Below are 25,896 nucleotides of genomic sequence, written 5' to 3' on the forward strand. Positions count from 1 at the left end.
ACGAAGGAGTGTGCAATGCAAAGCGAGATATTGCCAAAGGTAGACACCACCCTTGTCGGGGACATGCTGCTGGGGAAGTGGAAAGACATTCGTCTACACACCCGCCGAATTTGCGAACAGCCCGAAATGTGGCAAATCCCAGGACTTACTCACCACGAACACCGTGAGCGCGTCTTTGGTCAACTAAAGATCTTGGTGAAAAACGGTTCCACCGCTTATGGCTTTCCTGCTATCGCAGGTGGAACAGCTGATCCAGGTGGATCACTAACGGTATTCGAAGAACTGATTCTTGCGGACCCTTCACTACAGATCAAGTACGGAGTCCAGTGGGGACTATTTGGTGCCGCGATTCTATATCTCGGCACAGATTCTCACCACGCAGAACTACTTCCTTCGGTGGTCACCTTAGAAACCCCGGGCTCATTTGCAATGACCGAAACCGGTCACGGTTCCGATGTTGCAAACATCGGAACAACCGCAACCTATGACGAGGCAACACAAGAATTTGTAATTCACACACCTTCTCGTCACGCTTGGAAGGATTACATCGGTAACGCTGCAATCCACGCAAAAGCTGCTGTTGTCTTTGCGCAGCTGATTTCCAAGGGCGAAAACCACGGTGTTCACGCTTTCTATGTTCCTCTTCGCGACAACAGCGGAAATTTCTTAGCAGGTGTTGGCGGTGACGACGATGGAGTAAAGGGCGGTCTAAACGGTGTTGATAACGGAAGACTTCACTTCACCAATGTTCGCATTCCAAGAAGGTGGTTACTAAACCGCTACGGCAATGTTGCAGAAGATGGAACGTACAGCTCTCCAATTGAATCCAAGGGAAGAAGATTCTTCACCATGCTCGGAACCCTGGTTCAGGGAAGAGTTTCAATCACTGGCGGTGTTACAAACGCCCAGAAGGTTGCGCTAACAATTGCTATTCGTTATGCCCACGAAAGAACTCAGTTCCCAACTCATGATGGATCAGAGCATGTTTTGATGGACTACGGTCGCCACCAAAGAAGACTGCTTCCAGCTCTTGCTAGAACTTACGCCCAAGCATTTGCGCATTTGGAACTTCTAGAACAGTTCGATGAAGTCTTTAGCGGTCGAAACGACACTGATTCCACCAGACAGGATCTAGAAACTGTTGCCGCAGCATCTAAAGCTCTTTCAACCTGGAATGCGCTGGACATCATTCAGGTTTGCCGCGAGGCAACTGGAGGTCAAGGCTTTATGGCCGAGCACCGCATGGTTGGTTTGCGAGCAGACCTAGATGTCTATGCAACCTTTGAAGGTGACAACAACGTGCTTCTGCAGCTTGTTGCCAAAAGACTCTTAAGTGACTACTCCAAGGCATTTGCTTCACCTGATTTTGGAACATTAGCTCAGTATGTTGTTGAGCAAGTCGGTGAAGTTGCAATTAACCGTGGGGGTCTTCGCGGAATTGCTCAGAAGTTCACCGACTTTGGTTCAACTGCTAGATCAATTGGTTTTGTTCGCGAGGAAGAGCACCAGCACCAGCTGCTAACTGATCGCGTCCACACCATGATCGCAAAGCTTGCCAATGAACTGCGTCATTCTGGAAAGAAAGATCCTATTGAATCAGAGCGACTATTCAACCGTCACCAGAATGACCTAATCATGGCCGCTAAGGCTCACGGTGAACTAATTCAGTGGGAAGCGTTCACTTCTGCTCTAAACAAGATTCAGGATCCTCAAACCAAGAAGGTTTTAACTTGGCTCAGAGACTTGTTTGGCTTCACCCTTCTGGAAGAGAACCTTTCTTGGTACATGATCAATGGAAGGCTAAGCTCTCACCGCGCTGAGGCAATAACCGACTACATCGATGGCAGATTACTTGGAAGGCTAAAGCCACACTCCCTAGACTTAGTTGACTGCTTCGGCTTAACTGAGGGTCTAATTAGAAGTGACCTGGCCTTTGGAGCGGAAGCTAGAAGACGCGAATCACTAAAGAAGGAAGCGACCAAATAATGCAGAACACCTACTTCGTAGATGGAGTCCGAACACCATTCGGTAAGGCAGGAGAAAAAGGTGTTTACTGGAACACTCGTGCTGATGATCTAGTGGTGAAGGCCATGATTGGTTTGCTAGATAGAAACCAATCGGTACCTAAAGACGCAATCGATGATGTTGCTATCGCTGCGACCACCCAGGTTGGCGACCAGGGTCTAACCATTGGCCGCACCGCGGCCATTTTGGCAGGATTACCAAACACAGTTCCTGGCTTTGCAGTTGACCGGATGTGTGCTGGGGCAATGACTGCTGTCACCATGACTGGCTCGGCTATTGGCATTGGCGCCTACGACCTAGTTCTTGCAGGAGGCGTTGAGCACATGGGTAGACACCCTATGGGCTTCGATGCTGATCCAAACCCACGCTTCGTTGCGGAAAAACTAGTGAACCCAGATGCCCTAAACATGGGTAACACCGCAGAGAAGATTCACGACCGCTTCCCTGTTCTAACCAAAGAGCGCGCGGATGCTTACGCTGTGCAGAGCCAGAAGCGCGCTGCAGCAGCCTACGAAAAGAATTACATCCAGCAAGACCTGGTTTCTGTTTCTGCAACCACCCCTGAGGGCCTGCGCGTAGTTGATAGGGACGAATTACTTCGCCCAGATTCAACCGTTGAGGGCATGAAAGATCTAAAGACCCCTTTCCGCCCTAGCGGTAGGGTAACCGCCGGTAACGCTTCTCCTTTGACCGATGGCGCCACCATTTCGCTTTTGGCTGGCGACCAGTCAGTCAAGCAGTATGGACTGAAGCCACGCATGAAGATGGTGACATTTGCTTTCGCAGGTGTTGAGCCAGAGATCATGGGAATTGGACCCATTCCTGCAACCGAGAAAGCTTTGAAAAAAGCTGGACTTTCTATCTCCGACATCGGACTATTTGAAATCAACGAAGCATTTGCGGTTCAAGTTCTTTCGTTCTTGGAGCACTTTAAGATTGCCGATGACGACGCAAGAGTAAACGCCTGGGGTGGAGCAATCGCCTTTGGTCACCCGTTGGCATCAAGTGGTGTTCGACTAATGAACCAACTTTCCCGCCAGTTTGAGATGCGACCAGATGTTCGTTATGGAATCACAACAATGTGTATTGGTCTTGGCATGGGTGGAACCGTCATATGGGAAAACGAGAATTACGACGGAAAGAAAAGCTAATGAAACTTGATCACTTCTCCGAGCTGTGGTCAAATACCGATGAGGTAATAACTCATTCGTATGTTCAGGATGTAAAGCTTCCCTCTGGAAAAGTCCTTGCACTAATCACCCTTGATAACAAAAAAGATCACACCAGACCGTCTACTCTTGGCCCGCTGACTCTAAAGGAATTTTCCGAAACTATCGAAGTCCAAGAGCAGCGTGCCAAGAAAGGCGAGATTCAAGGTTTAGCTGTAACTGGCAAGCCCTACTTCCTAGCTGCCGGAGCAGATCTTTCCAAAGTTGGTTCAATCCCATCAACTCGCGCCGGAAGACTTGTAGTTGAACTCGGCCACTTTGCACTCGGCAAACTTGGAAGCTTTCCAGTTCCAACTTTTGTGTTTATCAACGGTTTGGCTCTTGGTGGCGGATTAGAGATTGCTCTAAACGCCAACTACCGAACCGTGAACTCTGCAGCACCTGCAATTGCACTACCTGAAGTTTTCCTTGGGCTGCTTCCTGGTTGGGGTGGGGCTTACCTGCTTCCTAACCTGATTGGAATTAGAAACGCACTGAAGGTCGTAATTGAAAATCCTTTGAAGCAAAACCGCATGCTGAGCCCGCAAGATGCCCTAAAGCTTGGAATTGCTGATGTCATGTTTGACCCTCAGAGATTCATTGAAGACTCGGTTGTTTGGGCCGACAAGGTTCTTTCTGGCAAGAAAGTATCTCGCCCAAACAAACCAGGTCTTTTTGAACGCTTAGTTATCTGGGGACCCGCTGTTTCAATCGCCAGAAAAATGGTGAAGCAAAACATTGGTTCAGTTCCTCTTGCTCCCTACGCTGCCCTAGATCTTCTAGGTGAAGCCAAGTTCAGCTCCAAGGAGCAGGGCTTCAAACGCGAAGATGAAGAACTAGAAAAGCTAATTGCTTCTGATCAGTTCCGTGCAAGTATTTATGCTTTCAACCTGGTCCAAAAGCACGCCAAAAACCCACATGGTGCGCCGGATCCAAAACTTGCCATCAAAGTGCAAAAAGTTGGAGTTGTTGGTGCTGGACTCATGGCTAGCCAATTCGCGCTCCTGTTTTTGAGAAGACTGCAGGTTCCGGTTGTCATTACAGATGTGTCACAAGACCGAGTCGACAAAGGACTTGCTTACTGCCGTGCAGAACTAGACAAGCTTGTTGAAAAGGGCCGCCTATCAGTAGACGACCGCAACCGTTACAGCGCAAACCTAAGCGGAACGCTGGATCTGAACGCCTTTGGTAACTGCGACTGGGTAATCGAAGCAGTGTTTGAAGAGCTAAAAGTTAAGCACGATGTGTTTACTCGTTTAGAGGCAGTAGTTAGGCCAGATGCAATCTTGGCGACCAACACGTCTTCTTTGTCGGTAGATGAAATCGGAAAAGTGCTAAAAAACCCAGAGCGTCTAGTTGGCTTCCACTTCTTCAACCCGGTAGCTGTTATGCCACTTGTTGAGGTAGTAAAAGCTTCCAAGAGCAACGATGTCTCGGTTGCAACCGCTATGCGGGTTGCAAAAGACCTGAAGAAGACTGCCGTAATCACCTCTGACAGCACGGGATTCGTTGTGAACAGATTGCTTGGGTATCTACTTGGCGAGGCTATGAAGGCTGTTGACGAAGGTATTCCATTCGAAGAGGTAGCCGACGCAATCGCTCCGCTTGGCTTGCCGATGAACCCATTTGATTTGCTCGAGCTAGTTGGCCTCCAGGTTGGAGCCCATGTTCTGGATTCGATGTATGGCTTTGCACCAGAGCGGTTTTATAAGACCGACTCGCTGCACCAGTTAGCCAAATTGGGTCGAATCAGAACCAAGGACTCCAAGGGCAACAAGACTGGCTACGACCCAGAGGCAATCAAGATTGTTTCTGGTCGAGCTAGAACTAGAACCAAGGATCAGGTCTTCGATGAGCTAATTGTTGGACTAACCAAGGAAATCAAGCTCATGCTTGACGAGAAGGTAGTTTCCAGCGCTGAGGACATTGATTTGTGCATGATCATGGGAGCTGCTTGGCCATTCCACCTCGGTGGAATCACACCTTACCTAGATCGAATAGGTGCCTCAGAGAAGGTTTTTGGAAAGACTTTTCATAACCCACAAATTAGGGGAGTCCGGAGCTAAATCTCAAATTTAGTTCTATAGCTTTGAACTAAAGGCCTCATGCCTATTCCACAAACCCCCACCAGCTCTCCTTGGCGGTAGTACTCGAATACACAGTCACCAGAAATCTCCCCCGCGACTAGCTTGCTGTCATCAGCGAGATACGTCATACCGAAGGAGAGGATATTCATTTCGTACTGATCAGACCAGAAGGATGGGAGTGGGGCAAATGTTTTGGCAACAACCTCGTCGAGACTGCCACCTTCATGATCAGCGACAATTACCTCGGCTGCACGTTTAGCAGTCTCACTGGGAAGATTCCAGTGCTCGACACGTCTAGGTATTTGATCAAATAACGCGTTTGGGTACCTTGCAACGTCGCCAATTGCAAAAACATTTGGTAACGCGTTTCCTGACTCATCGATAGCTCGCATCGTCGAATCCACCAATACACCATCAGTGATATCGATTCCAGAACCACTAAGCCATTCAGTATTTGGAAGAGATCCAATAGCAACAACTAATACATCAGCGTCGTAAATGACTCCAGAATCCAAAATTACTCGCTCTAAAGCACCGTCGCCTATAAGCCCAAACACTGAAGCTCCGCTGACGAACTTCACGCCTTTTTCGATGTGACGCTTCTTTACTTCAGAAGAAAGTGTTTTTCCAAGGGCGTGCTCAATCGGTTCGTGGTACCTGGAAACCACTCTTACCTCGCAACCCTTCTTTATTGCTGTTGCGGCCACCTCACATCCAATAAATCCTGAGCCCAGTATCAGAACCCTGGCACCTGCAAAAAGGGATCCTCGAAGGCTAATTGCATCATCTATTGTTCTTAGGACGTGAACACCCGAAATACCATTTGAATCAACTGGTAGTGGTTTTGGCCGAAGACCTGTAGCGATTACTAAATATGAATAGGGATGTTTTGTGCCAGACAGATCTGTTACGACCTGAGCTTTGGTGTCCACACTCGAAACAGCAGTTTGAAGTACCCAGTCAACATCGGAAATCGAATCCTTAAGAGGGAATAGAACCTCGTCAATTCCGGTGTCAGAAGATAGCAAATCTTTCGAAAGCGGCGGACGGTTATAGGGAAGATGGGGTTCATCACCAATTATCTTTATCGGCCCGAGGTACTTATTTCGCCGCAGCGCTTCAGCGCACCTTAGACCAGCTAAAGATGCACCGACAATAACTACAGGCTCGCCCAATTTACGAAACGATGCGAATGGCCTGCATTGGGCAAATGTCTACAGCGGCTTCTACGTTGTCAAGCTCAGAATCTTCTACCTCAGCAACATACTCCAGCTTGTCTTCTTCATTGAGCCTAAAAACCTTTGGAGCCTCAAAAACACACTGTCCGTAGTGTTGGCATTTGGTCATATCAACTTCAACTTTGATCATTTCTTCTCCTCGATTCTTGAAGGGTAAAGGTCTTTGGATGGAGTTCTAATGCCGCGGAATTCCCAGTCGCCACCCATAGCGGTTGAAATAACCTCTTCGCTCTCAGTTGGCTGGGCTCCGACATCAGATCTAATTGGGGATGGACCGTGAACGATTGTATTGCTGAGTCGACCAAGTCCTTCGACTTCAACATCAACTACATCGCCTGGTTTGACCGGGCGGGAGTTTGCTGGTGTCCCCGAGAAGATCATGTCTCCAGGAACCAAAGTTATTGTTCTTGCAAGATCGGCAACCAAATAGTTCATGTCCCATTCCATGTTCTTGGTGTTGTCTTCTTGCTTTAGTTCGCCGTTGACATAGGTTCGAATGTATTTGTTTCGGAAATCCCAATCGGTGACCAAACCGGGTCCAACAGGAGCAAGGGTGTCTGCTCCCTTTACGCGAAGCATTGATCCGGCGTCTGTGTCTCTAAAGTCATGAAGACCGTAGTCGTTGCCAACTGAGTATCCAGCAATGTATTGACCGGCATCATCGGGTGAGATGTTCTTGCAAGTTCTTCCTATGATGATCACAATCTCACCCTCATAGTTCAACCACTTGCAGCGCTCAGGCCTTACGACGTGACCGTTATGGGAATTCAAAGCGGTAATTGGTTTATGAAAGTAAGTCGGGGCATCCGGTAGCTTGGTCATGAACTCGTCGCTTCGAGATCGGTAATTTAGGTGCACCGCAAGAATCTTGGTTGGTTCAGATGGCGCCAAGTGAATCGCTTCAGCGATCTTTACTCTGCGGCCATCGGCAGCCATAAGCTCCTCGCCTTCGCGAATTACTTGAACGGCTGCCCCCTCGAGCAGAATCCTTCTATATTCAGTCACGGGATAGAACCAGGTCCTTAGGTCTCGGGAAACCGCCTTCAGGCTCAGGGAAGTAAACGTGAACCTGTCCTGTGCCAATGGAGTTTTCGTACTCGGAGTACATAACGCCCTTGGCGGTGTTATCGCCCTCACCTGTTGCACCAGCCATAGTCAACCAGTGGCTGAAGTTTGCCTCAGGTTTGAACTTCTTGAAATCATCCATGGTGTCCAAGATTCGGGCGTGGTCGCCCTGCTTCATCCATTCAATACGCTCAAGATCGGCAAGACGCGCACCTTCCGAATAGATATGACTAGGGTCAGATGACTCGTGCTTACGAAGCTCACGAAGTTTGTAGAAAGTGTGGGATAGCGCACCGGAAGCTAACAGCAAAACCTTGCGATCGGTATCGCGAATTGCTTCCCCAAGTGCCCGACCGGCACGCAGGAAATCTTCAGCTGTTGCGGTCTGGCATACAGAAATAGAAACCCACTTCTTGTCGAGACCTCGGCCCAGGTAGTGCCACAAGTTTACGGTTGCGTAAAAAATTGGAAGATGTGGATCACTAATTGGTGTAATCCAGGTTCCGTTCTTTTCATCGTATTTCGCAGCGGCCATAGCAAGTTCTGGATCACCTTTGAACGCATAGGGAACCTGGGACATACCTCTAGGTAGCTCTTCGGAAGTGAATAAACCAGAGCGTTCCGCTTGAGCTGTTATAACAAATTCAACAGTGGTGGCCCAGTGACTGTCTAAGACAACCACTGTGTCGTAATCCAAGGTCTCCATTACTTCTTTGCGTAATTTCTTTAGGCCTGGCACCAAGCTAATCTCTTTGCCATCATTTAGGTCATAGCGAACTTTCTCGGGCAGCATAATTGTTGGTACGTGAGCCAAAATTGCAGCCCCAACTACTTTTCCCATTTCTTATTCCTTCCATCCATTAGGTGAAATTACTGTGTTTTTTACATCTGCATAAAAATCAAAGGACCAATTGCCACCCTCGCGGCCGATTCCGGATTTCTTGGAGCCACCGAAAGGAGCTTTTAGGTCTCGAACAAAGAAGCAGTTCACCCAAATGGTCCCAGCAACAACTTCATCAGCAATTCGTTTTGCGTGCTCGCGATTACCGGAAACAATAACAGCGGCCAAGCCAAACTCGGTGTTGTTTGCCATCTCAATCAACTGCTCGTCTGTTTTGAAAGTCTGCATCGTGAGGACTGGTCCAAATATTTCGGAAGTCACGATTTCAGAGCCTAGTGGAGGGTTAGAAATCAGTGTTGGTCGGAAAAACAACCCACCTAATTCACTGTTTGGCTCCCCACCCATAACGACCTTAAACCCTTCCTTCTTGGCGCGGTCTACGAACCCCTTGATTCTCTCAAAATGAACAGGGTGAATCTGGGGTCCGATGTCGGTAGCAGGGTCTCTGGGGTCACCTTGTTTGAGAGCTGAGCCTTTTTCCTGAAATTTCTTAGAGAACTCCTCGGCAACCGATTCATGCACCAGCAATCTGGTTCCAGACAGACAAACTTGGCCTGCGTTATCGTATTGCTCAATCGCTAGCGTCGCGGCAAGATCAAGATCTGCATCATGCATCACAATTGTTGGTGACTTACCCCCAAGCTCGAAAGAAACAGGTGTCAGGTTATCAGCAGCCGCGTGAGCAATCTTTTTGGCAGTTGGAACAGAGCCGGTAAAAGAGATTCTTGAGATACCCGGGTGGGAAACCAGTGCGTTACCTACCTCAGCTCCAAGACCTTGCACTACATTGAACACCCCAGCTGGAAAACCAGCTTTTACTGTTAGGTCTGCGAAGAATGAAGCAGACAGTGGTGTCCACTCCGCTGGCTTTAGAACAACTGTGTCTCCAGCAGCCAATGCAGGACCAATTTTCCAGGTGGCAAGCATGAGCGGTGCATTCCAGGGTGTGATCAACACCGCAACACCTGAAGGGTCCCAGGAAATATTGTTGGTATGTCCCCGTGTTTCCCAACTGTCATGATGCAGATCATTAATTGCCCAGTCGGCAAAGAATCGAAGGTTTAGAGCAACTCTCGGCATAACTCCACGAATGTGAGATCTAAGCAATGATCCGTTGTCTAGAGTTTCGAGATTCGCTAGTGGTTCAAGGTTTTCTTCCACCAAATCAGCTAATCGGTGTAGTAGTTCACCGCGTTTTTTAGGCCCAATTTTTGACCACTCGGGGAAAGCACCGCGAGCTGCCGCTACCGCTAAGTCAGCCTCGTGCTGCCCACCTCTAGAAATCTTCGCAAGCAAAGTGCCATCGATTGGAGAAAAATCGTCCAGCGTATCGGAAGAAGCTATTCGCTTGCCACCGATGAAGTGACGGGTGTCTACCGTAAGGCCCGCCAGCTGAACAGCTTCAGTCACAATTGCCCCTTTGCAATTCGTTCGGATACTAACAATACAATAAACTACCCGCACCCCTTAGGCCAACAGCAATTTGTAACGATCCGGTGACTCTAGTCCTGGGACTCGGTAAAGGAAGTTATTTTCCTGAGCGCTATTGTCAATTCCCTTTTTTCAGCCTTGTTAAACCCACTCAGAACCTTCTGCTCGTGGGCGTTGAAATCGGGAAAAAGCTTCTTCATGAGATTTCTACCCTTTGGGGTCAAGGTAACAATCACCAATCGTTTATCCCCAGAACCAGGGTCTCTCTTGAGGTAACCCTTGCCTTCAAGGGTTTGCAATACACCCGTAAGGGTAGCCTTCGAAAAGCCACCTTCTTGAGCGATAACCCTTGTTTCTATGGGCTCCCAAATCCATGACACCCAAAGCACAACAAAGCCAGTCCAGGAAAGCCCATGAGGAGCAAGTACAGTCCTCTCCAAGTAGTTCCTAGTGGCATTGGCAGCGCGGAAGATGTTACTTACTGCAGCCATGGAGTCAAAGTCCAAGGTCATGCCCGAGAGCTTGTTTTCGACCTGCCGCTCCGTCTCATTGAGGGTGTGAGCTCCAGACATCAAATTCTCCGCATCGTTATTAGCTATCTAGCTACGACAATAGCCGAGCAAGAGAAAGTTTTGCTCGTTACTTTTGGGTAATTTGTTTCAAAAGCTCAGGGCAATGTGTAGATTATTAGCGTCCAAACAATCTCTACTGAGAGTGAGCTCAACGATGAGTTATAACTTTGCCGACCTTGATCTTTTCTCCAAAGGTGCCCCATGGGATGCGTTTGCTGATGTGAGGGCTACCGGAAAGCCACACTTTTCTGAAGAGGCTGCTCCCAACCATGGGTTTTGGTCAATCATGCGATACAACGACATTGTCAAAGTTTTGCGTGACTCCGAAACATTTACTTCAGAGCGATTCACAAACCTTGAAGAAGTTGACGCTGAACAAGAACAAGCTCGACGATCACTTCTTGAAACCGATGGACTTCGCCACCGTGCTCTAAGAAGAATGCTCCAAGGTGAATTCACTCCACAAGCGGTAAGTAAGTACGAATCATTTCTAAGAGGACTAACTGCAACAACACTCGACAACGCATTCGCCAAAGGCGAATTTGATTTCGTGGAGGATGTCAGCGCAGACTTCCCAATCCGAGTCCTGGCTCGAATACTGGATGTTCCGGATGAGGATACTGGTCAACTAATTGACTGGGGAAACCGAATGATTGGTAACACCGACCCCGAGCACGCAGACGTATTGATGGAGGATCCGGAGTCTGAGAAGTATCGACTCGTTCCGTTTAGGTCACCAGCTGCATTAGAGGTTTTCGAATATGGCCAGGCCCTAGCCGCTGAACGAAGAGGCAAAGGTCGAAAAGATTTAGTTTCAGTATTGGCAGACGGTGTTCCATCAGACGGTATTCCAATGTCTGAAAGAGACTTCAACACCAACTTCTTACTTTTGGTTGTGGCGGGAAACGAAACCACTCGTCACACGATTTCTCACACTATGAACAACCTAATTAGAAACCCAGAGCAGCTTGCCTTGCTTCAGGAGAATCCAGAGTTAATACCTTGGGCGGTTGAAGAGTTTCTTAGGTTTGCGTCTCCGGTTTATCACTTCCGCAGGACAACCACCAAAGATGTTGAAATTAATGGTGTGAAAATCAAGGAGGGCCAGAAGGTACTACCTTGGTTTGCATCGGGAAACAGAGACTCAGAGATATTCTCTGACCCTAACAAGATGGATGTCACCAGAAACCCAAATGAGCACATGACCTTTGGTCGTGGCGGACCTCACATGTGCCTTGGCAATGCTCTGGCACGAATCGAAATGCGGATTATGTTTGAAGACTTAATTTCCAGAATTGACCGCGTGGAGTTAACTGGACAAATTGACTACCTGAGATCAAACTTTGTGCACGGCATAAAGAGAATGCCGGTCAAGGTACATCTCAGATAAGCTTGGCAACTTTCGAAAGAAAGTTATCAACTAATTCAAATGTCCTTTGTTTAGCAGCCTCGTTTTCGGCGATTGTCTGCCTCATCATGACGCTTGGGTCTTGGCCATCCTCTTCGACTTTTTTTGCTCCACCCCAGTCAAGCCAACCTTTTAGGCCAGCGGAATCGAGTTCCGGGTGAAATTGGACGCCTAAAGTTTTATTCACAACAAAAGCTTGTGAGGAAACAGGGTTGCGTGCAATTTCTTTGACGCCGGCTGGCAGCAACCATTGGTCGTAGTGAAATTGGAACCATGGACCGTTTGAAACAAGCCCGGGTTCTTCAGACCAAATGTAGGTCCAGCCGATTTCTGGCTTAGGTGCCCTAGTAACGGAGCCGCCAAGTGCTCTTGCAACCAGCTGTCCACCAAAGCAAATCCCTAGAACAGGCTTGTTCGACTCAACGGCATTTTTGATCCACGCCAACTCTGGTTGCAGCCAGTTACCAATACAGGCGTCATCCCAAGCGCCCCAGGGCGCCCCAAGGGGAATTATCAGGTCGTAATTATCTATGTCTGGAAACTCGAAGGCAACGTTGGGGTTTTCAAAGCTGTCCTCAGGCACTACAAGCCGAGTCTCTAATTCGAAGCCATGCTGGGATAGCCGTTCGCCCACTGGCCCGATAGGGCTAACGTGATCGTGCTGAATAAACAGGGCTTTCATAATCACTCTCCCCAAAACGATTTGTAAAAAAGTTTCCGAGTTGGCGCTTGTTGGCTTTAGTATATCTCATTAGATACCAAACGATTCAAGAGTTCCATCTTTGCCACAAAGGAGTAGCAAATGAGTAAGTCACTGGAGCAACTGCAAAAAGAACTCAAGGCAGCCAACATAGATGTGCTGAGAGTCGTATATCTGGACATCATCGGATTGGTCCGAGCCAAGGACATATTGGTTTCCCAACTGGACCAGATTTCCCACGGTGGCCCTGCTTTCTGCCAGGGGATCTGGGTAACAACAACAGGCGGCGACGTGCTGGATGCACAAAACATCATTAGTGACGGGCTGCAAGACTTCATTTCTCAGATCGTTCCAGAATCTTGGCGAGAACTTCCCTGGGAACCAGGCGTGGCTTATGTGGTCGCGGGAGCAAATAATCCGGACGGATCAAAAAACCTTTTGTCACCGAGAAATATCCTTGAACTCATGGTCCAGAAATATCAAGACCTGGGGCTTAACCCCATCGTCGGCCCCGAACTGGAGTTCTACATCGCCGAGAAGGATGAAAACGGCAAATACAAAAGAGCTATTGAGAGAACAGGTCAGGCTTACACCACGGGTTCTGTTACAGACCCGAAGGGAACCTTTCTGCACCTCTTGAGAATGCTTGATCAGATGAACATCGGAATCTTTGCCGGTAATCACGAATTCAGTCCAAGCCAATATGAAATTAATTTCTGGCACGGCCCAGCTCTTGACGCAGCGGATAGAACCCTTCTAATGAAAACCACCATCAAAGAAGTCGTTGCTCGTGCCGGTCAGCACGCGACCTTCTGCGGCAAGCCTTGGAGCGATGAGGGTGGAAGCGGATTCCACCTACACTTCTCAGTCGAAGACCTAAAGGGCAAGAACGTCATGCACGATGGTGGTGAGCAGTTAAGCGCTGTTGGCAAGAACATGATTGCAGGAATCCTAAAACACGCTCACGCCCTGACTGCAATTTGCAACCCAACAATCAATGCGTTCAAGCGCCTGGGTCCCGACACATTGGCTCCCTACCGGGCCAACTGGGGACTCGACAATCGTTCGGCAATGATTCGAATCCCGCCTGAGCGAGGATCTGGAACCAGGCTTGAAGTAAGAGTTGCCGATGGTGCCGCAAATCCCTATTTGATGACAGCTGCAATTCTGGCTGCTGGTCTTGATGGAATCCTCAACAAGCTAGAAGCACCTGAGCCAGTTGTCGGTATGTCTTACGAGAACGAGTCGGCACCAGTGCTTCCGATGAGCCTGGAAGAAGCCCTTGATGCTTTGCAGAAAGACACTGTCCTTAGAGGCATACTTCAAGGACCAATTGTCGAAGTGTTTGATGTTCTAAAGCGAGATGAAGTCCGTCGCTACAAGGAAGCTGTTTCTGATCCAAACACCCGCGAGACTACCGATTGGGAAGTCAAAGAGTACATGTCTGATTTCTAAAGTAAAAAAACTTTAGACAGTTGGATCAGAGAAGTCTGCTACAAGAGTTCCACCAGCAAAGGTGACTCCTAGTTCGCGGTAGTAGCCACCTAGGACTTTTTCTACCGGAAGAATTGAACCCAATTCGTCCCACTCTGAGTCTCCAAGAACGATTTCTGCATCACCACTCCAAGTCACACCGATTTCAGCATCACTGGAACCAAGTGAAACTAGTTGATCTAAAGAGTTTCCTTTTCCGGGAGTAATGGATGGCATCCAGCGACTGTGAAGCATCTTGTGACCGTTTACAAAACCGTTGCTATCAGACTCTTGTCGCAAAGTTACAATCGCGCTTGCGAGTCTGTGATCGTAGGCTGCAACGCTGGCTCCAAGTTTTGCTCCGGGCTCAAGTTTCGGTGTTGCTTGACCGTTATTGAAAACTCTAGTGACGGCAATGTTTCCAAGTTTCTTGGGGTAGCCCTGGAACCAACCCCTGGCAATTGCAAAATCTTTTGTAACCCAAATTGCAACACATCTTGAATAAGTCACATCTTGGTATTTGCAACGAATAACAACAAATGTTTCTAGATACTGTGATCGCACTGGATCCAGCAGCTCAGCCTTAGAAGTCGAACAAGACTGCCAGTCGGCCCAAATGATTGCGACACCCCCAGGCTGCTCGTCTGCTAACTCGACGCCTTCTGGAAGCAGCGCAGCTACGTTTTTGGCGTCGGTTAGGTACTCAACTGTAAGTAGAGTGCCCGAATACAGCCAAGGCATCTCAGGGATAATGGCACTTTTGCCACTTGGGGTTTTCGGGGCTAGAAAGCCTCTTAGATTGCTCATGGACACTAGGGTACAGAGTCATTCGGGCACAAACGAGCTAATTTATAGAAATTTCCTACAAAATTTGTAGGACTAAGAACTTGACCAAAGTCCCGATTAGGGCAAGATTAGTCATATCGTTTCGACACAAACGATTCTCCATTCAATGAAGAAAGGAGCCATATTTCATGGCCAAAGAATCAAGTACATCGCTGCGCAAAGGCCGTCTCGGCGTAGCGGGAATAGTATTTTTCGTGGTGGCAGCTAGTGCTCCACTAGTAGGAATGACCGGAGCTGTTCCGGTAGCCATGCTCTTAGGAAATGGAGCAGCCACCCCTGGTGCCTATCTGGCAGTTGGAATAACACTTCTTATTTTCTCAGTCGGTTATGCAGCTATGAGTCAAAATGTTACTAACGCCGGAGCGTTCTTTGCCTACGTAGGAAAAGGCCTTGGTGTAAACGCTGGAGTCGGCTCTGCATATGCGGCGATTGTTGGATACGTAACTATTCAACTAGCAATCTATGGATTCTTCGGATTGACCATGGGCTTGACCATGGCGCAGTTCGGTGTGGATCTGGCTTGGTGGGTCTGGGCTCTAGTTGCTTGGCTACTTGTCACCGGTCTTTCACTTCTGAGCGTAGACATCGGAGCAAAAATTCTCGGTGTTCTGCTTGCTGTGGAACTGCTATCGCTAATTGTGACTGCTGTTGCAATCTTGATGAACGGTGGACCTGAAGGCGTAAACGTAGCAGCTTCGTTTGACTTAGGACTGGTTTTTGCCGGTGGCTTTGCTGGAACAGCTGGAATTGCATTGGCATTTGCATTTGCATCCTTCATCGGATTCGAAGCAACAGCAATCTATGGCGAAGAGTCCAAAAACCCAAAGCGCGATGTCCCTAGAGCTACCTACTGGGCAATTGGAATCATCAGCGGTTTGTTCGCTGTGGTTTCCTTCGCCATGGTTACTGGCATGGGCGCTGGTGCAATCATCGACCAGGTTGTCGAGCGCTCAAGCGGACTAGCCGACCCTTCTGCTGTTTTGTTTAGCTTGGCAGCCGAGTACGTGTCACCTGAAATTGTTGTGGTCATGGCACTACTTGTTGTCACCAGCTTGTTCGCCGGACTATTGGCGTTCCAGAATGCTGCTGCAAGGTACTTCTTTGCTATGGGCCGCGGTGGCGTTATGCCTTCGGCCTTGGGTAAGACCAACGCTGCTGGCGCTCCACAAAATGGTGCAATCCTTACATCTGTAATTGCAGCTGTTGTGATCATTGCATTTGCTGCAGCTGGGTTGGATCCGTTCCTGAACCTGTTTAGCTGGATGAGTGGTGTCACAGTAATCGCTGTTGTGGGAGTTGAGATTCTGGTTTCTATTGCTGTAATCGCCTACTTCCAGAAAAACGGTGGCGGTAACCTGTGGAACTCCAAGATTGCACCTGGACTATCCATCGTGCTTCTTATCGCAGGCCTTTACATGCTTATGTCTCGCTTCAACTTGCTAGCCGGAACTGTTGCCGATGGAGTCGACCCATCGCTACCTGAATCCGGTTGGGCATTGAGTGGACTTGGCTGGTTCCTAGTGTTGTCCCCGTTTATTGCATTCGCTATTGGCTTCGTGGTGTCTTCCACTAACAAGTCCAAGAACGCTGCACTGATCAAGGACTTCGCGTAGAAAGAGCCTGAAAAAAAATTAACTGGGGGCCAGCTAAGTTTGGCCCCCAGTTGATTCCAGGAAGGATAATTGTGGATAAAGAATTTGACCTTGATGTCACATTTGAAGAGCAAGCTGACGATTCATTAATTGCTTCGCTTAGTCCTGAAAAGCTGTCTAAGCAAATTCAGAATCTTCCTCAGGACCTAGTAGGTGCTGCAACTGGAATTCTTATCGAAAAAAGAACCTACTCCGATGTTTCACAGGAACTGGGTATCAGGCAGCAAGAACTCGTCAGAGCCGTTCATCGCGCAAAACTACTGATAAGCGAGTCTCAAAACTAAATTAACCTGCCAACACAGTTGTTTAACTGGAATAAAATCGCGATTCGAAACATTTGAAGTCCTTAACCCCACCCGTACAGTCTGAGAGTCTAAAGTGAGCTACACACTTATAAACCCGGCAACCGAAGAGTCGATGGAAACCATCGAACACCTCGACGCAAGGCAAACCGATGAAGCGATCGATAGAGCCGTAAAGGCCCAGGAGAAGTGGGCAGCACTAGCCCCCAGCGATCGAGCCATGTTGCTTAGGCGTTTCGCGTCAGCTGTTGATGCCGACAATGAAAACTTGGCCCAACTCGAAGTTAGAAACTCTGGGCACCCCATTGATCAGGCCCGCTATGAAGCGAACAACGTTCGGGATGTTTTGAATTACTACGCCGGAGCCCCGGAGCGACTAATTGGCAAACAAATACCAGTAGCCGGCGGAATTGCAGTTACGTTCCACGAACCAATCGGAGTGGTTGGAATGATCACCCCTTGGAACTATCCAATGCCAATTGCAGGTTGGGGAATGGCGCCAGCTATTGCAGCGGGTAATGCAGTGGTTCTAAAGCCTGCTGAGTGGACACCACTTACTTCAATGCGCTTAGCCGAGCTAGCACTAGAAGCAGGATTACCCGAAAACTTGTTTCAGGTGCTTAACGGAAAAGGAACTGTTGTTGGAGAGCGCCTAGTAACCAACGAAAGAGTAGGGAAAATTGTTTTCACTGGTTCCACGTCAGTTGGCAAACACATCATGCGCGGTGCCGCCGATCAAATCAAGCGCGTAACTCTAGAACTTGGCGGCAAGAGCGCGAACATCGTCTTTGATGATGCTGATGTTGCGAAGGCTGCAACTACTGCGCCTTATGCCGTTTTTGAAAATGCCGGCCAGGATTGCTGTGCAAGATCGAGAATTTTGGTTCAGCGATCTGTCTATGACAAATTTATGGAAGCTTTGGAACCTGTAGTCAAAGCAGTAAAGGTAGGAGACCCAAGCCTTAGCGGAACAGAAGTTGGACCTTTAGTCAGCAAAGCGCACAGAGAGAACGTCAGTAGTTTTCTTGAAGGGGCCGACGTGGCATTCCGGGGTAGTACCCCAACCGGAAAAGGTTTTTGGTTTGCTCCTACCGTTGTCCTAGCAAAGAGCCCAAGCGATAGATGCATGGCGGAAGAGATCTTCGGACCTGTTGTAACCGTCTTTGCGTTTGATACAGAAGCCGAGGCAATAGAGCTGGCAAACGGGACAGAGTACGGTCTATCTGGTTCGATTTGGACACGCGATCTAGGACGAGGCATCCGGGTCTCAAGAGCTGTTCAAAGTGGCAATCTTGCCGTGAATTCTCATTCGTCACTTAGGTACACCACACCATTTGGTGGCATGAAGCAGTCAGGCATGGGTCGTGAACTGGGTCCAGACGCGCCTCTTCACTTCACAGAAGAAAAGGTAGTTTTCTTCAATTCAGATAGCTAGGGCAAAAAACGCTATCGACCGAGGTAGCCGCTCGCAATCTCCAAAATAGTGAGTGCACCGAGTCGAACCGTTCTACCATCGGCGCTATCTGCCATTGCATCAATCTCAGTAATGTCTACAGATTTCACTTGATTTGCTTTTCCAATTTCAAATGCAAACTGCCTTAGCTCATCTGCACATATTCCACCAGGAGCGGCTGCGGGGCAAGCAGGAACAAATGACCGATCACAAACATCCATATCGATGTCGACATGCAACTTCTTGTCTCCAAGAAACTCGAGTGCTTCGCCGAAGACGCTTTCAACAGACCTATTCCTAAGTGCAGATCTAGGAATTACATGAATTCCATAATCTTTTGCTCGCTTGGCATAGTCAGGAGAGTTAGAAAAATCATTAATCCCAATTTGAACAACACTTGTTCCAGGCAATCCAGCTTCAATCAATCTTCTAACCGGTGAACCGTTTGATACTCCATCACGTAAGTCGTGATGGGCATCAAGGGTTATTAGTCCTGCAGAGGATAGCTCTTCACCGAAGGCACCAGACATTACGGCATAGGTAATTGAGTTATCGCCCCCGAGTGCGATGGATAAATCTGTTTGCGTGGAGACTTTGTGTGAAAGAGCTTTGGTTCTTTCTTCACCATCTTTTGAATCTGGAGTTTCGGAGTCCCCAAAATCTAGAAATCCCAGCGCTCTTAGATCGTGGTTCTGGCTGTGGCTAAAAGTTGAGTACCTAGCTAGCGCGACTCTAATTTCTCCTGGGGTTGCATTGGCTCCAGTGGCGGAAATGGATGTCTCAGAGGCTAGAACCCCAAATAGTCCAAGCTCAGCCCGCTGAGAGCCAGCTGGGGCTAGCCAGCTGGAGGCCCTTGGCCAAAGCGGATCTTCGCTCATTTCCGCTCCAATCCAGACTGGGTAATACTCGAATTGATTTGAGATTACCCTGTTATCAGGCACAAGAAAACATCAAAGTTGATGGAGGAAACAATTGACTCAAGCAACCCGAGGCGCATTACACGCAGCCACCGGCTCAACTATGACCGCGAAGGGTTGGGGTCAAGAAGCAGCTATCCGAATGCTCCACAACAACTTAGATCCAGCAGTTGCTGAGTATCCAGAAGAACTAATTGTTTATGGCGGTAGCGGTAAAGCTGCTCGAAACTGGGCCAGCTTTGATTCGATTGTTAAGACTCTCACCCACTTAGAAAACGACGAGACCATGCTGGTCCAGTCCGGAAAACCAGTTGGTGTTTTTAGAACTCACGAGTGGGCACCAAGAGTCTTGCTTGCGAACTCCAACTTGGTTGGAGACTGGGCTAACTGGCCAGAATTTAGACGTCTTGAGCATCTAGGCCTCACGATGTATGGACAGATGACCGCGGGATCCTGGATCTACATCGGAACTCAAGGAATTCTGCAGGGAACCTACGAAACATTTGCAGCGGTTGCTGCAAAGAGATTTGGTGGCACACTTGCTGGAACACTTACCCTAACTGGTGGTTGTGGTGGTATGGGTGGAGCACAGCCCCTTGCGGTAACCATGAACGAGGGAACTTGTCTGATTGTTGATGTCGACGAATCACGTCTTCGCAGAAGAATTCAAGATCGCTACCTGGATGAGCTGGCAGATAACTTGGACGATGCAATCGAACGAGTAGTGCGTTACAAGTCCGAGAAGAAAGCAATCTCTGTTGGACTTGCAGGTAACGCGGCAACAATCTTTTCCGAGCTTCTAAAGCGCGATGTTCCAATCGATATCGTCACTGATCAAACATCTGCTCACGATCCGCTTTATTACATTCCTGAGGGAATCAGCGTTGAAGAGTCCCGTTCCTATGCCGAACGTAGCCCTGAGGAATTCACTCAGCGAGCTGAGGCGTCCATGGCAAAACATGTGGAGGCCATGGTTGGCTTTATGGCCAAGGGAGCCGAAGTCTTTGACTACGGAAACTCCATTAGAGATGAAGCTAGAAAAGGTGGTTACTCAAACGCCTTCAAGTTCCCCGGTTTTATCCCCGCATACATCCGCCCATTGTTCTGCGAAGGCAAGGGCCCATTTAGGTGGGTGGCGCTTTCTGGAGACAAGAAGGACATTTACCGAACCGACCAGGCCATCTTGGAGCTTTTCCCAGAAAACGAGCACTTACACCGCTGGATCAAGATGGCTCAGGATCGAGTTCAGTTCCAAGGTCTTCCTGCAAGAATCTGCTGGCTCGGTTATGGCGAAAGAGATAAAGCTGGAGCGGTATTTAACGACCTAGTCAAAAAGGGCGAAGTATCGGCTCCGATTGTTATCGGTCGCGACCATTTGGACTGTGGATCGGTTGCAAGCCCTTACCGAGAGTCGGAAGCAATGCTTGATGGCTCTGATGCAATTGCTGACTGGCCACTACTAAACGCCATGATCAACATCGCTTCCGGTGCTTCATGGGTTTCTATTCACCACGGTGGTGGTGTTGGAATCGGAAGATCAATTCACGCTGGACAAGTTTCCGTTGCCGATGGAACAGACCTTGCCGCTGAAAAACTGAACCGTGTTCTGACTAACGATCCAGGTATGGGTGTCATTAGACACGCAGATGCTGGTTACCCAGAAGCGCAAGGCGTGGCAAGAGCAAAGCACGTTCACGTGCCTATGCTTGACACCGAATAAATAAATGTCTATCGCAGTAACAAACATTGGGTCTTTGGTCACCAATGACCAAAGTCTTGGGTCAGGCATCCTCGGCGAAATCGAAAACGCTGCATTAGTTGTTGAAAATGGCAATATCGCTTGGGTGGGAAATGCCAATCAAGCTCCAGCTACCGACCAGCAAATAGACGTGCAGGGCAAAGCGGTAATTCCGGGATTTGTTGATTCCCATGCTCATCTTTTGTTCGCAGGTGAAAGATCTGCTGAATTCAAAGCGCGCATGAAAGGCGAAAAATATTCCGCCGGCGGAATCAAATCAACCGTTGCAGCTACCCGCGAAGCAACCAACGATGATCTCGAGCAAAACATGCTCAGACTTCTTCAGGAAATGCAACGATCTGGAATTACAACCTTCGAAACTAAATCAGGTTACGGTCTCACTACTGCAGACGAAACCAGAGCACTAGAGGTTGCTTCCAAGCACACCAGCGAAACTACTTTTCTTGGAGCGCACGTTGTTCCAAGCGAGTATGCCGGCAAAGAAGATAAGTACGTGGAACTTGTAACTGGCGAAATGCTTGAATCGGTATTGCCGCACTCCAAGTGGATTGATGTGTTCTGCGATCAGGGAGCCTTCGACATTGATCAATCAAGGCAGATCCTGCAGGCAGGTAAGGACAAAGGTCTATTGCCCCGCATTCACGCCAACCAGCTAACTCAAGGCGGGGGAGTTCAGCTAGCTGTTGAAATGGATTGTGCTTCGGCTGATCACTGCAGTCACCTTTCAGACAGAGACATCGAAGCACTTGCTGGATCAAACACTGTTGCAACTCTTGTCCCGGGAGCCGAGTTTTCAACTAGAGCCACTTATCCAAATGCGGCCAGGTTGTTTGATGCTGGCGTGACTGTGGCCTTGGCTACCGATTGCAATCCAGGTTCCAGCTACACAACTTCAATGCTTTTTTGTATTGCAATTGCAATTAGAGAAATGGGATTCACTCCAGAGCAGGCTCTGTGGTCAGCAACCATGGGTGGCGCGAAGGCGCTTCGCAGAAGCGACATCGGATACCTGTCTGTTGGCCAAAGCGCAGACCTAGTTGTCTTGAACGCACCAAGCTATTTGCACCTTGGCTATCGCCCAGGTGTTGACTTAGTTTCTCAAGTTTTCAAATCTGGCAAATCTATCTATCAGGAGCAAAAGTGAGCGTAACTCTAAATTCAAGTGGTCTTTCTATGGGCGAGGTAGTCAGAGTTGCCAGACACGGAGAAAAGCTGACAATTTCTGAAGAAGCACTCGAGAAGATGGCAGTTACCCGTGCACACATCGAATCATTAGCTGCAGCCGAAACTCCGGTTTATGGAATCTCAACAGGATTTGGTGCTCTTGCCAATAAGCACATTGCTCCAGAAGACAGAGTCCAGTTACAGAAGTCCCTAATCCGATCTCACGCCGCCGGTATGGGCGATCCAGTGGAGAAAGAAGTTGTTCGGGCACTTATGCTGCTTCGGACCAAAACTCTTGCTAGTGGCAGAACTGGTGTTAGACCAGTAGTTGCACAAACCTATGTCGAATTACTGAACTCTGGAATTACGCCAATTGTTCATGAGTATGGCTCTCTTGGTTGCAGTGGTGACCTTGCCCCACTAGCTCACTGTGCCATGGTTTTGATGGGCGAGGGAAGAGCTACTGGAAGTGACGGAATAGAAAAGGATGTTCCGACTCTTTTGAAAGAAGTTGGCATCAAGCCAATCGAATTACAGGAAAAGGAAGGCCTCGCACTTATCAATGGAACAGACGGCATGCTCGGCATGCTGATTCTGGCTCTTGCTGATCTTGAAAAACTTTGCGACCAGGCGGACGTTATTGCCGCGATGAGCGTTGAGGCGCAAATGGGAACCGATCAGGTCTTTAGACCAGAACTCCATGAAGCTCTGAGACCTCACCCAGGACAAGCAAAGAGTGCAGCGAACATGTTTGCGGCTCTTGCAGGCTCCGAAGTTGTTGCATCTCACAGAGAAGGCGATGACAAGGTTCAAGATGCTTATTCGCTTCGCTGTGCTCCGCAGGTCGCAGGAGCCGTTAGAGATACCGTCACTCATGCAACTCTTGTTGCCACCCGTGAACTAGCTTCAACAATTGACAATCCGGTTGTTTTGGAATCTGGCGAAGTTACCTCAAATGGAAACTTCCATGGAGCGCCCGTTGGCTATGTTCTTGATTTCCTTGCTATTGCAGCAACTGATCTGTCTTCTATCTCTGAGCGCAGAACCGATCGCATGCTCGATAAGTATCGCTCGAGTGGCCTAAGTCCTTTCTTGGCAGGTGACGCTGGGGTTGATTCAGGATTGATGATTGCTCAATACACCCAAGCTGCACTAGTTTCTGAAAACAAGAGACTCTCTGTTCCCGCAAGCGTTGATTCTATTCCTTCTTCTGCAATGCAGGAAGATCACGTATCAATGGGTTGGCATGCGGGCAGAAAGCTTAGAAAAGTAGCTGACAACCTTCGTCGAGTTCTAGCTGTAGAACTTGTCACAGCAGCTAGAGCATTAGAAATGCGTGCACCCCTAAAACCCGCCAAGGTCACAGGAGAGATGTTATCCAAGCTTCGAAAAGTAGTTCCAGGTGTTGGACCGGACAGATTCTTGGCTCCTGAGCTAGAAGCGGCTGAAACCCTTCTGCGGTCTTAGTTTTAGTTTCAAAGTTATCTAGTCTCATGCCAGAATAGAGGGATGACTACACATACACATGTTGCTTCAATTAAAACTAACCACGGCGAAATCAAGGTAAACCTTTTCGCTCTTCACGCGCCAAAGACAGTTGCGAACTTCGTAGGTCTCGCAACTGGAACCATCGACTGGGTTCACCCAAGTCGTGGCCCACAGGCAAAAGGTACTCCGCTATACAACGGAGTAATCTTTCACCGCATAATTCCTGATTTCATGATCCAAGGTGGAGACCCAACCGGAACCGGCATGGGTGGCCCTGGCTACCAGTTCGGTGACGAGATTCACCCTGAACTGACCTTCAACGAGCCATACAAGCTAGCTATGGCTAACGCGGGACCTGGAACCAACGGCTCACAGTTTTTCATCACCACAGCACCAACCACCTGGCTATACGGAAAGCACACCATCTTCGGTGATGTTGTCGACGAAGCTAGCCGCAAGGTTGTGGACAAGATTCAGGCTGTTGACACAAATGCGTCTGACAAGCCCCTTGATGATGTCGTGATTGAGGCCATCTCAATCGAAACTCTCTAGAGTTTTCTCTTGGCAAGATTGAAATCGGCTCAGCCAAAAGTTACTGTTTGGCTGATCTCGATCAATCTGCTGATTTGGCTAGCTCAGGTAATTCCCGGCTCTGGTGTGACGAACACACTGCTGTATGCACCACTACTAACAACCATCGAGCCTTGGCGAATGCTCACGGCAGGGTTTGTTCACTCGCCAGATAGCCCTTGGCACATTTTGATTAACGTCTACTCGATCTACATCTTTGGTCGAGTTATCGAACCAATGCTTGGTCCAGCCAGGTTCTTAGCTCTTTATCTGATATCTATCATCGGTGGATCAGCGATGGTGTTGTGGCTCGGCAGCCCGGTTACCCCAGTTGTTGGAGCATCAGGAGCATTCTTTGGCTTGATGGGTGCTTACTTCATCATGCTTAGAACCATCGGTGATAACAGCGGGCAGCTACTTGCCCTTATTGCCGTCAACTTAGCGTTTGGATTTTTCTTCCCGAGCATTTCTTGGCAAGGTCACCTAGGTGGCTTACTTGCCGGAATGTCAGTTACTGCTGTTTATGCCAGAACAAGATACAAGTCAGCGCTAACTCAAAAGATTCAAGTCTTGGGAGTGCTTCTTGTGATTATTGCTCTGATTGTTGCGGGAGTGATTTTTCGGTTAGGACCGATGTTTTCTTAGAGTTTTACTTCCAGCGAGTCGACATCATGAAGCCGACCATGGCAATTCCAAAACCAATCAAGATGTTCCAGTTGGAAAGATTCAGCGGTGTTGCAGCTCCTAGTGGGAACTGTGCGCTGGTGACGTAGTAAGTGATGATCCAGAACAACCCAACAATCATGAAGCCAAACATCACAGGCTTGAACCAAACCGGGTTTAGAGCATCTTCGGAGTTTCTTGACTTGGCTACCTTTTCGATCTTCGGCTTGCGCTTAGGAAGCTTCAAGGAACGCTTATTTGGTAACGACGAGTCGTCTTCAGGGGTCGCAGTCAATTTAGGCATGGTCATAATTCTACAAGTAGGCTTTGAATAAGATGACCAAGATTCTCGTGCTGGATAACTATGACAGCTTCGTATACACGCTCAGTGGCTATTTACAGCAGCTTGGCGCCACAACCGACGTCGTGAGAAACGATGGCGTTAGCGCAAAAGAGCTTCCAGAGCTGATGAAAAAGTACGACGGAGTGCTCATAAGCCCCGGACCTGGAACCCCCAAGGATGCTGGGCTCAGCATCAATGTTGTTCAAATTGCTCTGGAAACCAATCAGTCGGTTTTTGGAGTTTGCCTCGGTCACCAAGCCATCGCAGAGGCTATGGGGGCAACCGTTACCAGCGCTGAAGAACTAATGCATGGTAAAACTAGTGAAGTTGAACACGACAACAGCCTGGTATTCAAAGATGTCCCTAAATCCTTTAGGGCAACTAGGTATCACTCTCTGGCAGTTGTCGATAACACGGTGCCCAAAGATCTAGTTGTAACCAGCCGCACCAAAGGTGGCGTAATCATGGGTCTACAACACTTATCAAAACCCATTTACGGAGTTCAGTTCCACCCGGAGAGTGTGCTAACAGAAGGCGGTTACCAGATGCTTGGAAACTGGCTCGAATCAATTGGACTCAAAGGAGCCGCGGAAAAAGCTAAGACGCTAACGCCGATGATAAAGCTTTAGGT

General features: G+C 48.6%; 24 protein-coding genes. 14 read left to right on the forward strand and 10 right to left on the reverse strand.

The genetic code is table 11. From position 1 onward, the window contains the following. Positions 1-15 precede the first annotated feature (15 nt). Genes AC9UCN_RS00965 through AC9UCN_RS00975 form a run of 3 tightly spaced genes read left to right on the forward strand, consistent with a single transcriptional unit; the run spans position 16 to position 5,299 of the window. Entirely contained in the window at positions 16-1,986 is a 1,971-nt protein-coding gene (locus AC9UCN_RS00965) for an acyl-CoA dehydrogenase family protein (RefSeq protein WP_509522933.1), read from the forward strand. Then, the gene (locus tag AC9UCN_RS00970; protein ID WP_509522935.1) at positions 1,986-3,176 is read left to right on the forward strand and encodes a thiolase family protein; all 1,191 of its coding nucleotides are present in this window, start codon (positions 1,986-1,988) and stop codon (positions 3,174-3,176) included. The genes AC9UCN_RS00965 and AC9UCN_RS00970 overlap by 1 nt, the downstream gene beginning before the upstream one ends. Then, entirely contained in the window at positions 3,176-5,299 is a 2,124-nt protein-coding gene (locus tag AC9UCN_RS00975; RefSeq protein WP_509522936.1) for a 3-hydroxyacyl-CoA dehydrogenase NAD-binding domain-containing protein, read from the forward strand. Before AC9UCN_RS00970 ends, AC9UCN_RS00975 begins: the two co-directional genes overlap by 1 nt. Here the strand turns inward: AC9UCN_RS00975 and AC9UCN_RS00980 are convergent. The 6 genes from AC9UCN_RS00980 to AC9UCN_RS01005 all read right to left on the reverse strand — a co-directional run bounded on the left by AC9UCN_RS00980 (position 5,296) and on the right by AC9UCN_RS01005 (position 10,527). After that, positions 5,296-6,495, reverse strand: coding sequence for an NAD(P)/FAD-dependent oxidoreductase (locus tag AC9UCN_RS00980; protein WP_509522938.1), 1,200 nt, complete (start codon positions 6,493-6,495; stop codon positions 5,296-5,298). The two genes, AC9UCN_RS00975 and AC9UCN_RS00980, sit on opposite strands and share 4 nt — an antisense overlap. Position 6,496: 1 nt before the next feature. Then, a complete protein-coding gene (locus tag AC9UCN_RS00985) occupies positions 6,497-6,688 on the reverse strand; it encodes a ferredoxin (RefSeq protein ID WP_509522940.1) in 192 nt (63 codons plus the stop codon). Then, positions 6,685-7,563 (reverse strand): fumarylacetoacetate hydrolase family protein, encoded by an 879-nt coding sequence (locus AC9UCN_RS00990; RefSeq protein ID WP_509522942.1) that lies wholly within the window; start codon positions 7,561-7,563, stop codon positions 6,685-6,687. Before AC9UCN_RS00990 ends, AC9UCN_RS00985 begins: the two co-directional genes overlap by 4 nt. Beyond that, positions 7,556-8,464 carry a DODA-type extradiol aromatic ring-opening family dioxygenase gene (locus AC9UCN_RS00995; RefSeq protein ID WP_509522943.1) on the reverse strand — a complete coding sequence of 303 codons (909 nt, stop codon included), beginning with the start codon at positions 8,462-8,464 and terminating at the stop codon, positions 7,556-7,558. Before AC9UCN_RS00995 ends, AC9UCN_RS00990 begins: the two co-directional genes overlap by 8 nt. Positions 8,465-8,467: 3 nt before the next feature. After that, positions 8,468-9,934 (reverse strand): aldehyde dehydrogenase, encoded by a 1,467-nt coding sequence (locus tag AC9UCN_RS01000; protein ID WP_509522944.1) that lies wholly within the window; start codon positions 9,932-9,934, stop codon positions 8,468-8,470. Positions 9,935-10,026: 92 nt separating this feature from the next. Continuing rightward, positions 10,027-10,527: a MarR family winged helix-turn-helix transcriptional regulator gene (locus tag AC9UCN_RS01005; RefSeq protein WP_509522946.1), complete on the reverse strand. Its 501-nt coding sequence runs from the start codon at positions 10,525-10,527 to the stop codon at positions 10,027-10,029. 154 nt (positions 10,528-10,681) lie between these two features. Here AC9UCN_RS01005 and AC9UCN_RS01010 point away from each other — a divergent pair, with 154 nt between their 5' ends. Then, positions 10,682-11,917: a cytochrome P450 gene (locus tag AC9UCN_RS01010; protein WP_509522948.1), complete on the forward strand. Its 1,236-nt coding sequence runs from the start codon at positions 10,682-10,684 to the stop codon at positions 11,915-11,917. Here the strand turns inward: AC9UCN_RS01010 and AC9UCN_RS01015 are convergent. Further along, on the reverse strand, positions 11,910-12,617 hold the full coding sequence (locus tag AC9UCN_RS01015; RefSeq protein WP_509522950.1) for a type 1 glutamine amidotransferase: 708 nt from the start codon (positions 12,615-12,617) through the stop codon (positions 11,910-11,912). The two genes, AC9UCN_RS01010 and AC9UCN_RS01015, sit on opposite strands and share 8 nt — an antisense overlap. Positions 12,618-12,737: 120 nt before the next feature. Here AC9UCN_RS01015 and AC9UCN_RS01020 point away from each other — a divergent pair, with 120 nt between their 5' ends. Further along, the gene (locus tag AC9UCN_RS01020) at positions 12,738-14,090 is read left to right on the forward strand and encodes a glutamine synthetase family protein (RefSeq protein ID WP_509522952.1); all 1,353 of its coding nucleotides are present in this window, start codon (positions 12,738-12,740) and stop codon (positions 14,088-14,090) included. A 12-nt stretch (positions 14,091-14,102) separates the two neighbouring features. On the opposite strand, the gene AC9UCN_RS01025 is transcribed toward AC9UCN_RS01020, so the two are convergent. Continuing rightward, positions 14,103-14,915, reverse strand: a complete 813-nt coding sequence (locus tag AC9UCN_RS01025) for an acetoacetate decarboxylase family protein (protein ID WP_509522954.1) — start codon at positions 14,913-14,915, stop codon at positions 14,103-14,105. A gap of 167 nt (positions 14,916-15,082) precedes the next feature. Between AC9UCN_RS01025 and AC9UCN_RS01030 the strand changes: the two genes are divergently transcribed. The 3 genes from AC9UCN_RS01030 (at position 15,083) to AC9UCN_RS01040 (ending at position 18,343) form a co-directional block, all read left to right on the forward strand. After that, entirely contained in the window at positions 15,083-16,567 is a 1,485-nt protein-coding gene (locus tag AC9UCN_RS01030; protein ID WP_509522956.1) for an APC family permease, read from the forward strand. Positions 16,568-16,638: 71 nt separating this feature from the next. Then, a complete protein-coding gene (locus AC9UCN_RS01035) occupies positions 16,639-16,890 on the forward strand; it encodes a hypothetical protein (protein WP_509522958.1) in 252 nt (83 codons plus the stop codon). Between the two features lie 94 nt (positions 16,891-16,984). Then, positions 16,985-18,343, forward strand: coding sequence for an aldehyde dehydrogenase family protein (locus tag AC9UCN_RS01040; protein WP_509522959.1), 1,359 nt, complete (start codon positions 16,985-16,987; stop codon positions 18,341-18,343). An 11-nt stretch (positions 18,344-18,354) separates the two neighbouring features. On the opposite strand, the gene AC9UCN_RS01045 is transcribed toward AC9UCN_RS01040, so the two are convergent. Beyond that, complete coding sequence (locus AC9UCN_RS01045) at positions 18,355-19,239, reverse strand: arginase family protein (protein ID WP_509522960.1); 885 nt, start codon at positions 19,237-19,239, stop codon at positions 18,355-18,357. 94 nt (positions 19,240-19,333) lie between these two features. Here AC9UCN_RS01045 and hutU point away from each other — a divergent pair, with 94 nt between their 5' ends. The 5 genes from hutU to AC9UCN_RS01070 are packed head-to-tail and all read left to right on the forward strand — an operon-like array spanning position 19,334 to position 24,904. Further along, entirely contained in the window at positions 19,334-20,998 is a 1,665-nt protein-coding gene (gene hutU / locus AC9UCN_RS01050; RefSeq protein WP_509522962.1) for a urocanate hydratase, read from the forward strand. Between the two features lie 4 nt (positions 20,999-21,002). Beyond that, on the forward strand, positions 21,003-22,181 hold the full coding sequence (gene hutI, locus AC9UCN_RS01055; protein WP_509522964.1) for an imidazolonepropionase: 1,179 nt from the start codon (positions 21,003-21,005) through the stop codon (positions 22,179-22,181). Continuing rightward, positions 22,178-23,668 carry a histidine ammonia-lyase gene (hutH, locus tag AC9UCN_RS01060; RefSeq protein ID WP_509522966.1) on the forward strand — a complete coding sequence of 497 codons (1,491 nt, stop codon included), beginning with the start codon at positions 22,178-22,180 and terminating at the stop codon, positions 23,666-23,668. Before hutI ends, hutH begins: the two co-directional genes overlap by 4 nt. Before the next feature lie 42 nt (positions 23,669-23,710). Beyond that, the gene (locus tag AC9UCN_RS01065) at positions 23,711-24,241 is read left to right on the forward strand and encodes a peptidylprolyl isomerase (RefSeq protein WP_509522967.1); all 531 of its coding nucleotides are present in this window, start codon (positions 23,711-23,713) and stop codon (positions 24,239-24,241) included. A gap of 9 nt (positions 24,242-24,250) precedes the next feature. Continuing rightward, the gene (locus AC9UCN_RS01070) at positions 24,251-24,904 is read left to right on the forward strand and encodes a rhomboid family intramembrane serine protease (RefSeq protein WP_509522969.1); all 654 of its coding nucleotides are present in this window, start codon (positions 24,251-24,253) and stop codon (positions 24,902-24,904) included. Positions 24,905-24,908: 4 nt separating this feature from the next. On the opposite strand, the gene AC9UCN_RS01075 is transcribed toward AC9UCN_RS01070, so the two are convergent. Continuing rightward, positions 24,909-25,226 carry a cell division protein CrgA gene (locus AC9UCN_RS01075; protein ID WP_509522970.1) on the reverse strand — a complete coding sequence of 106 codons (318 nt, stop codon included), beginning with the start codon at positions 25,224-25,226 and terminating at the stop codon, positions 24,909-24,911. 32 nt (positions 25,227-25,258) lie between these two features. On the opposite strand from AC9UCN_RS01075, the gene AC9UCN_RS01080 reads away from it, so the two are divergent. Then, the gene (locus AC9UCN_RS01080) at positions 25,259-25,894 is read left to right on the forward strand and encodes an anthranilate synthase component II (protein ID WP_509522971.1); all 636 of its coding nucleotides are present in this window, start codon (positions 25,259-25,261) and stop codon (positions 25,892-25,894) included. Positions 25,895-25,896: the final 2 nt, after the last annotated feature.

Origin of the sequence: Rhodoluna sp. (assembly GCF_036721215.1) — a bacterium.
Lineage (GTDB): Bacteria > Actinomycetota > Actinomycetes > Actinomycetales > Microbacteriaceae > Rhodoluna.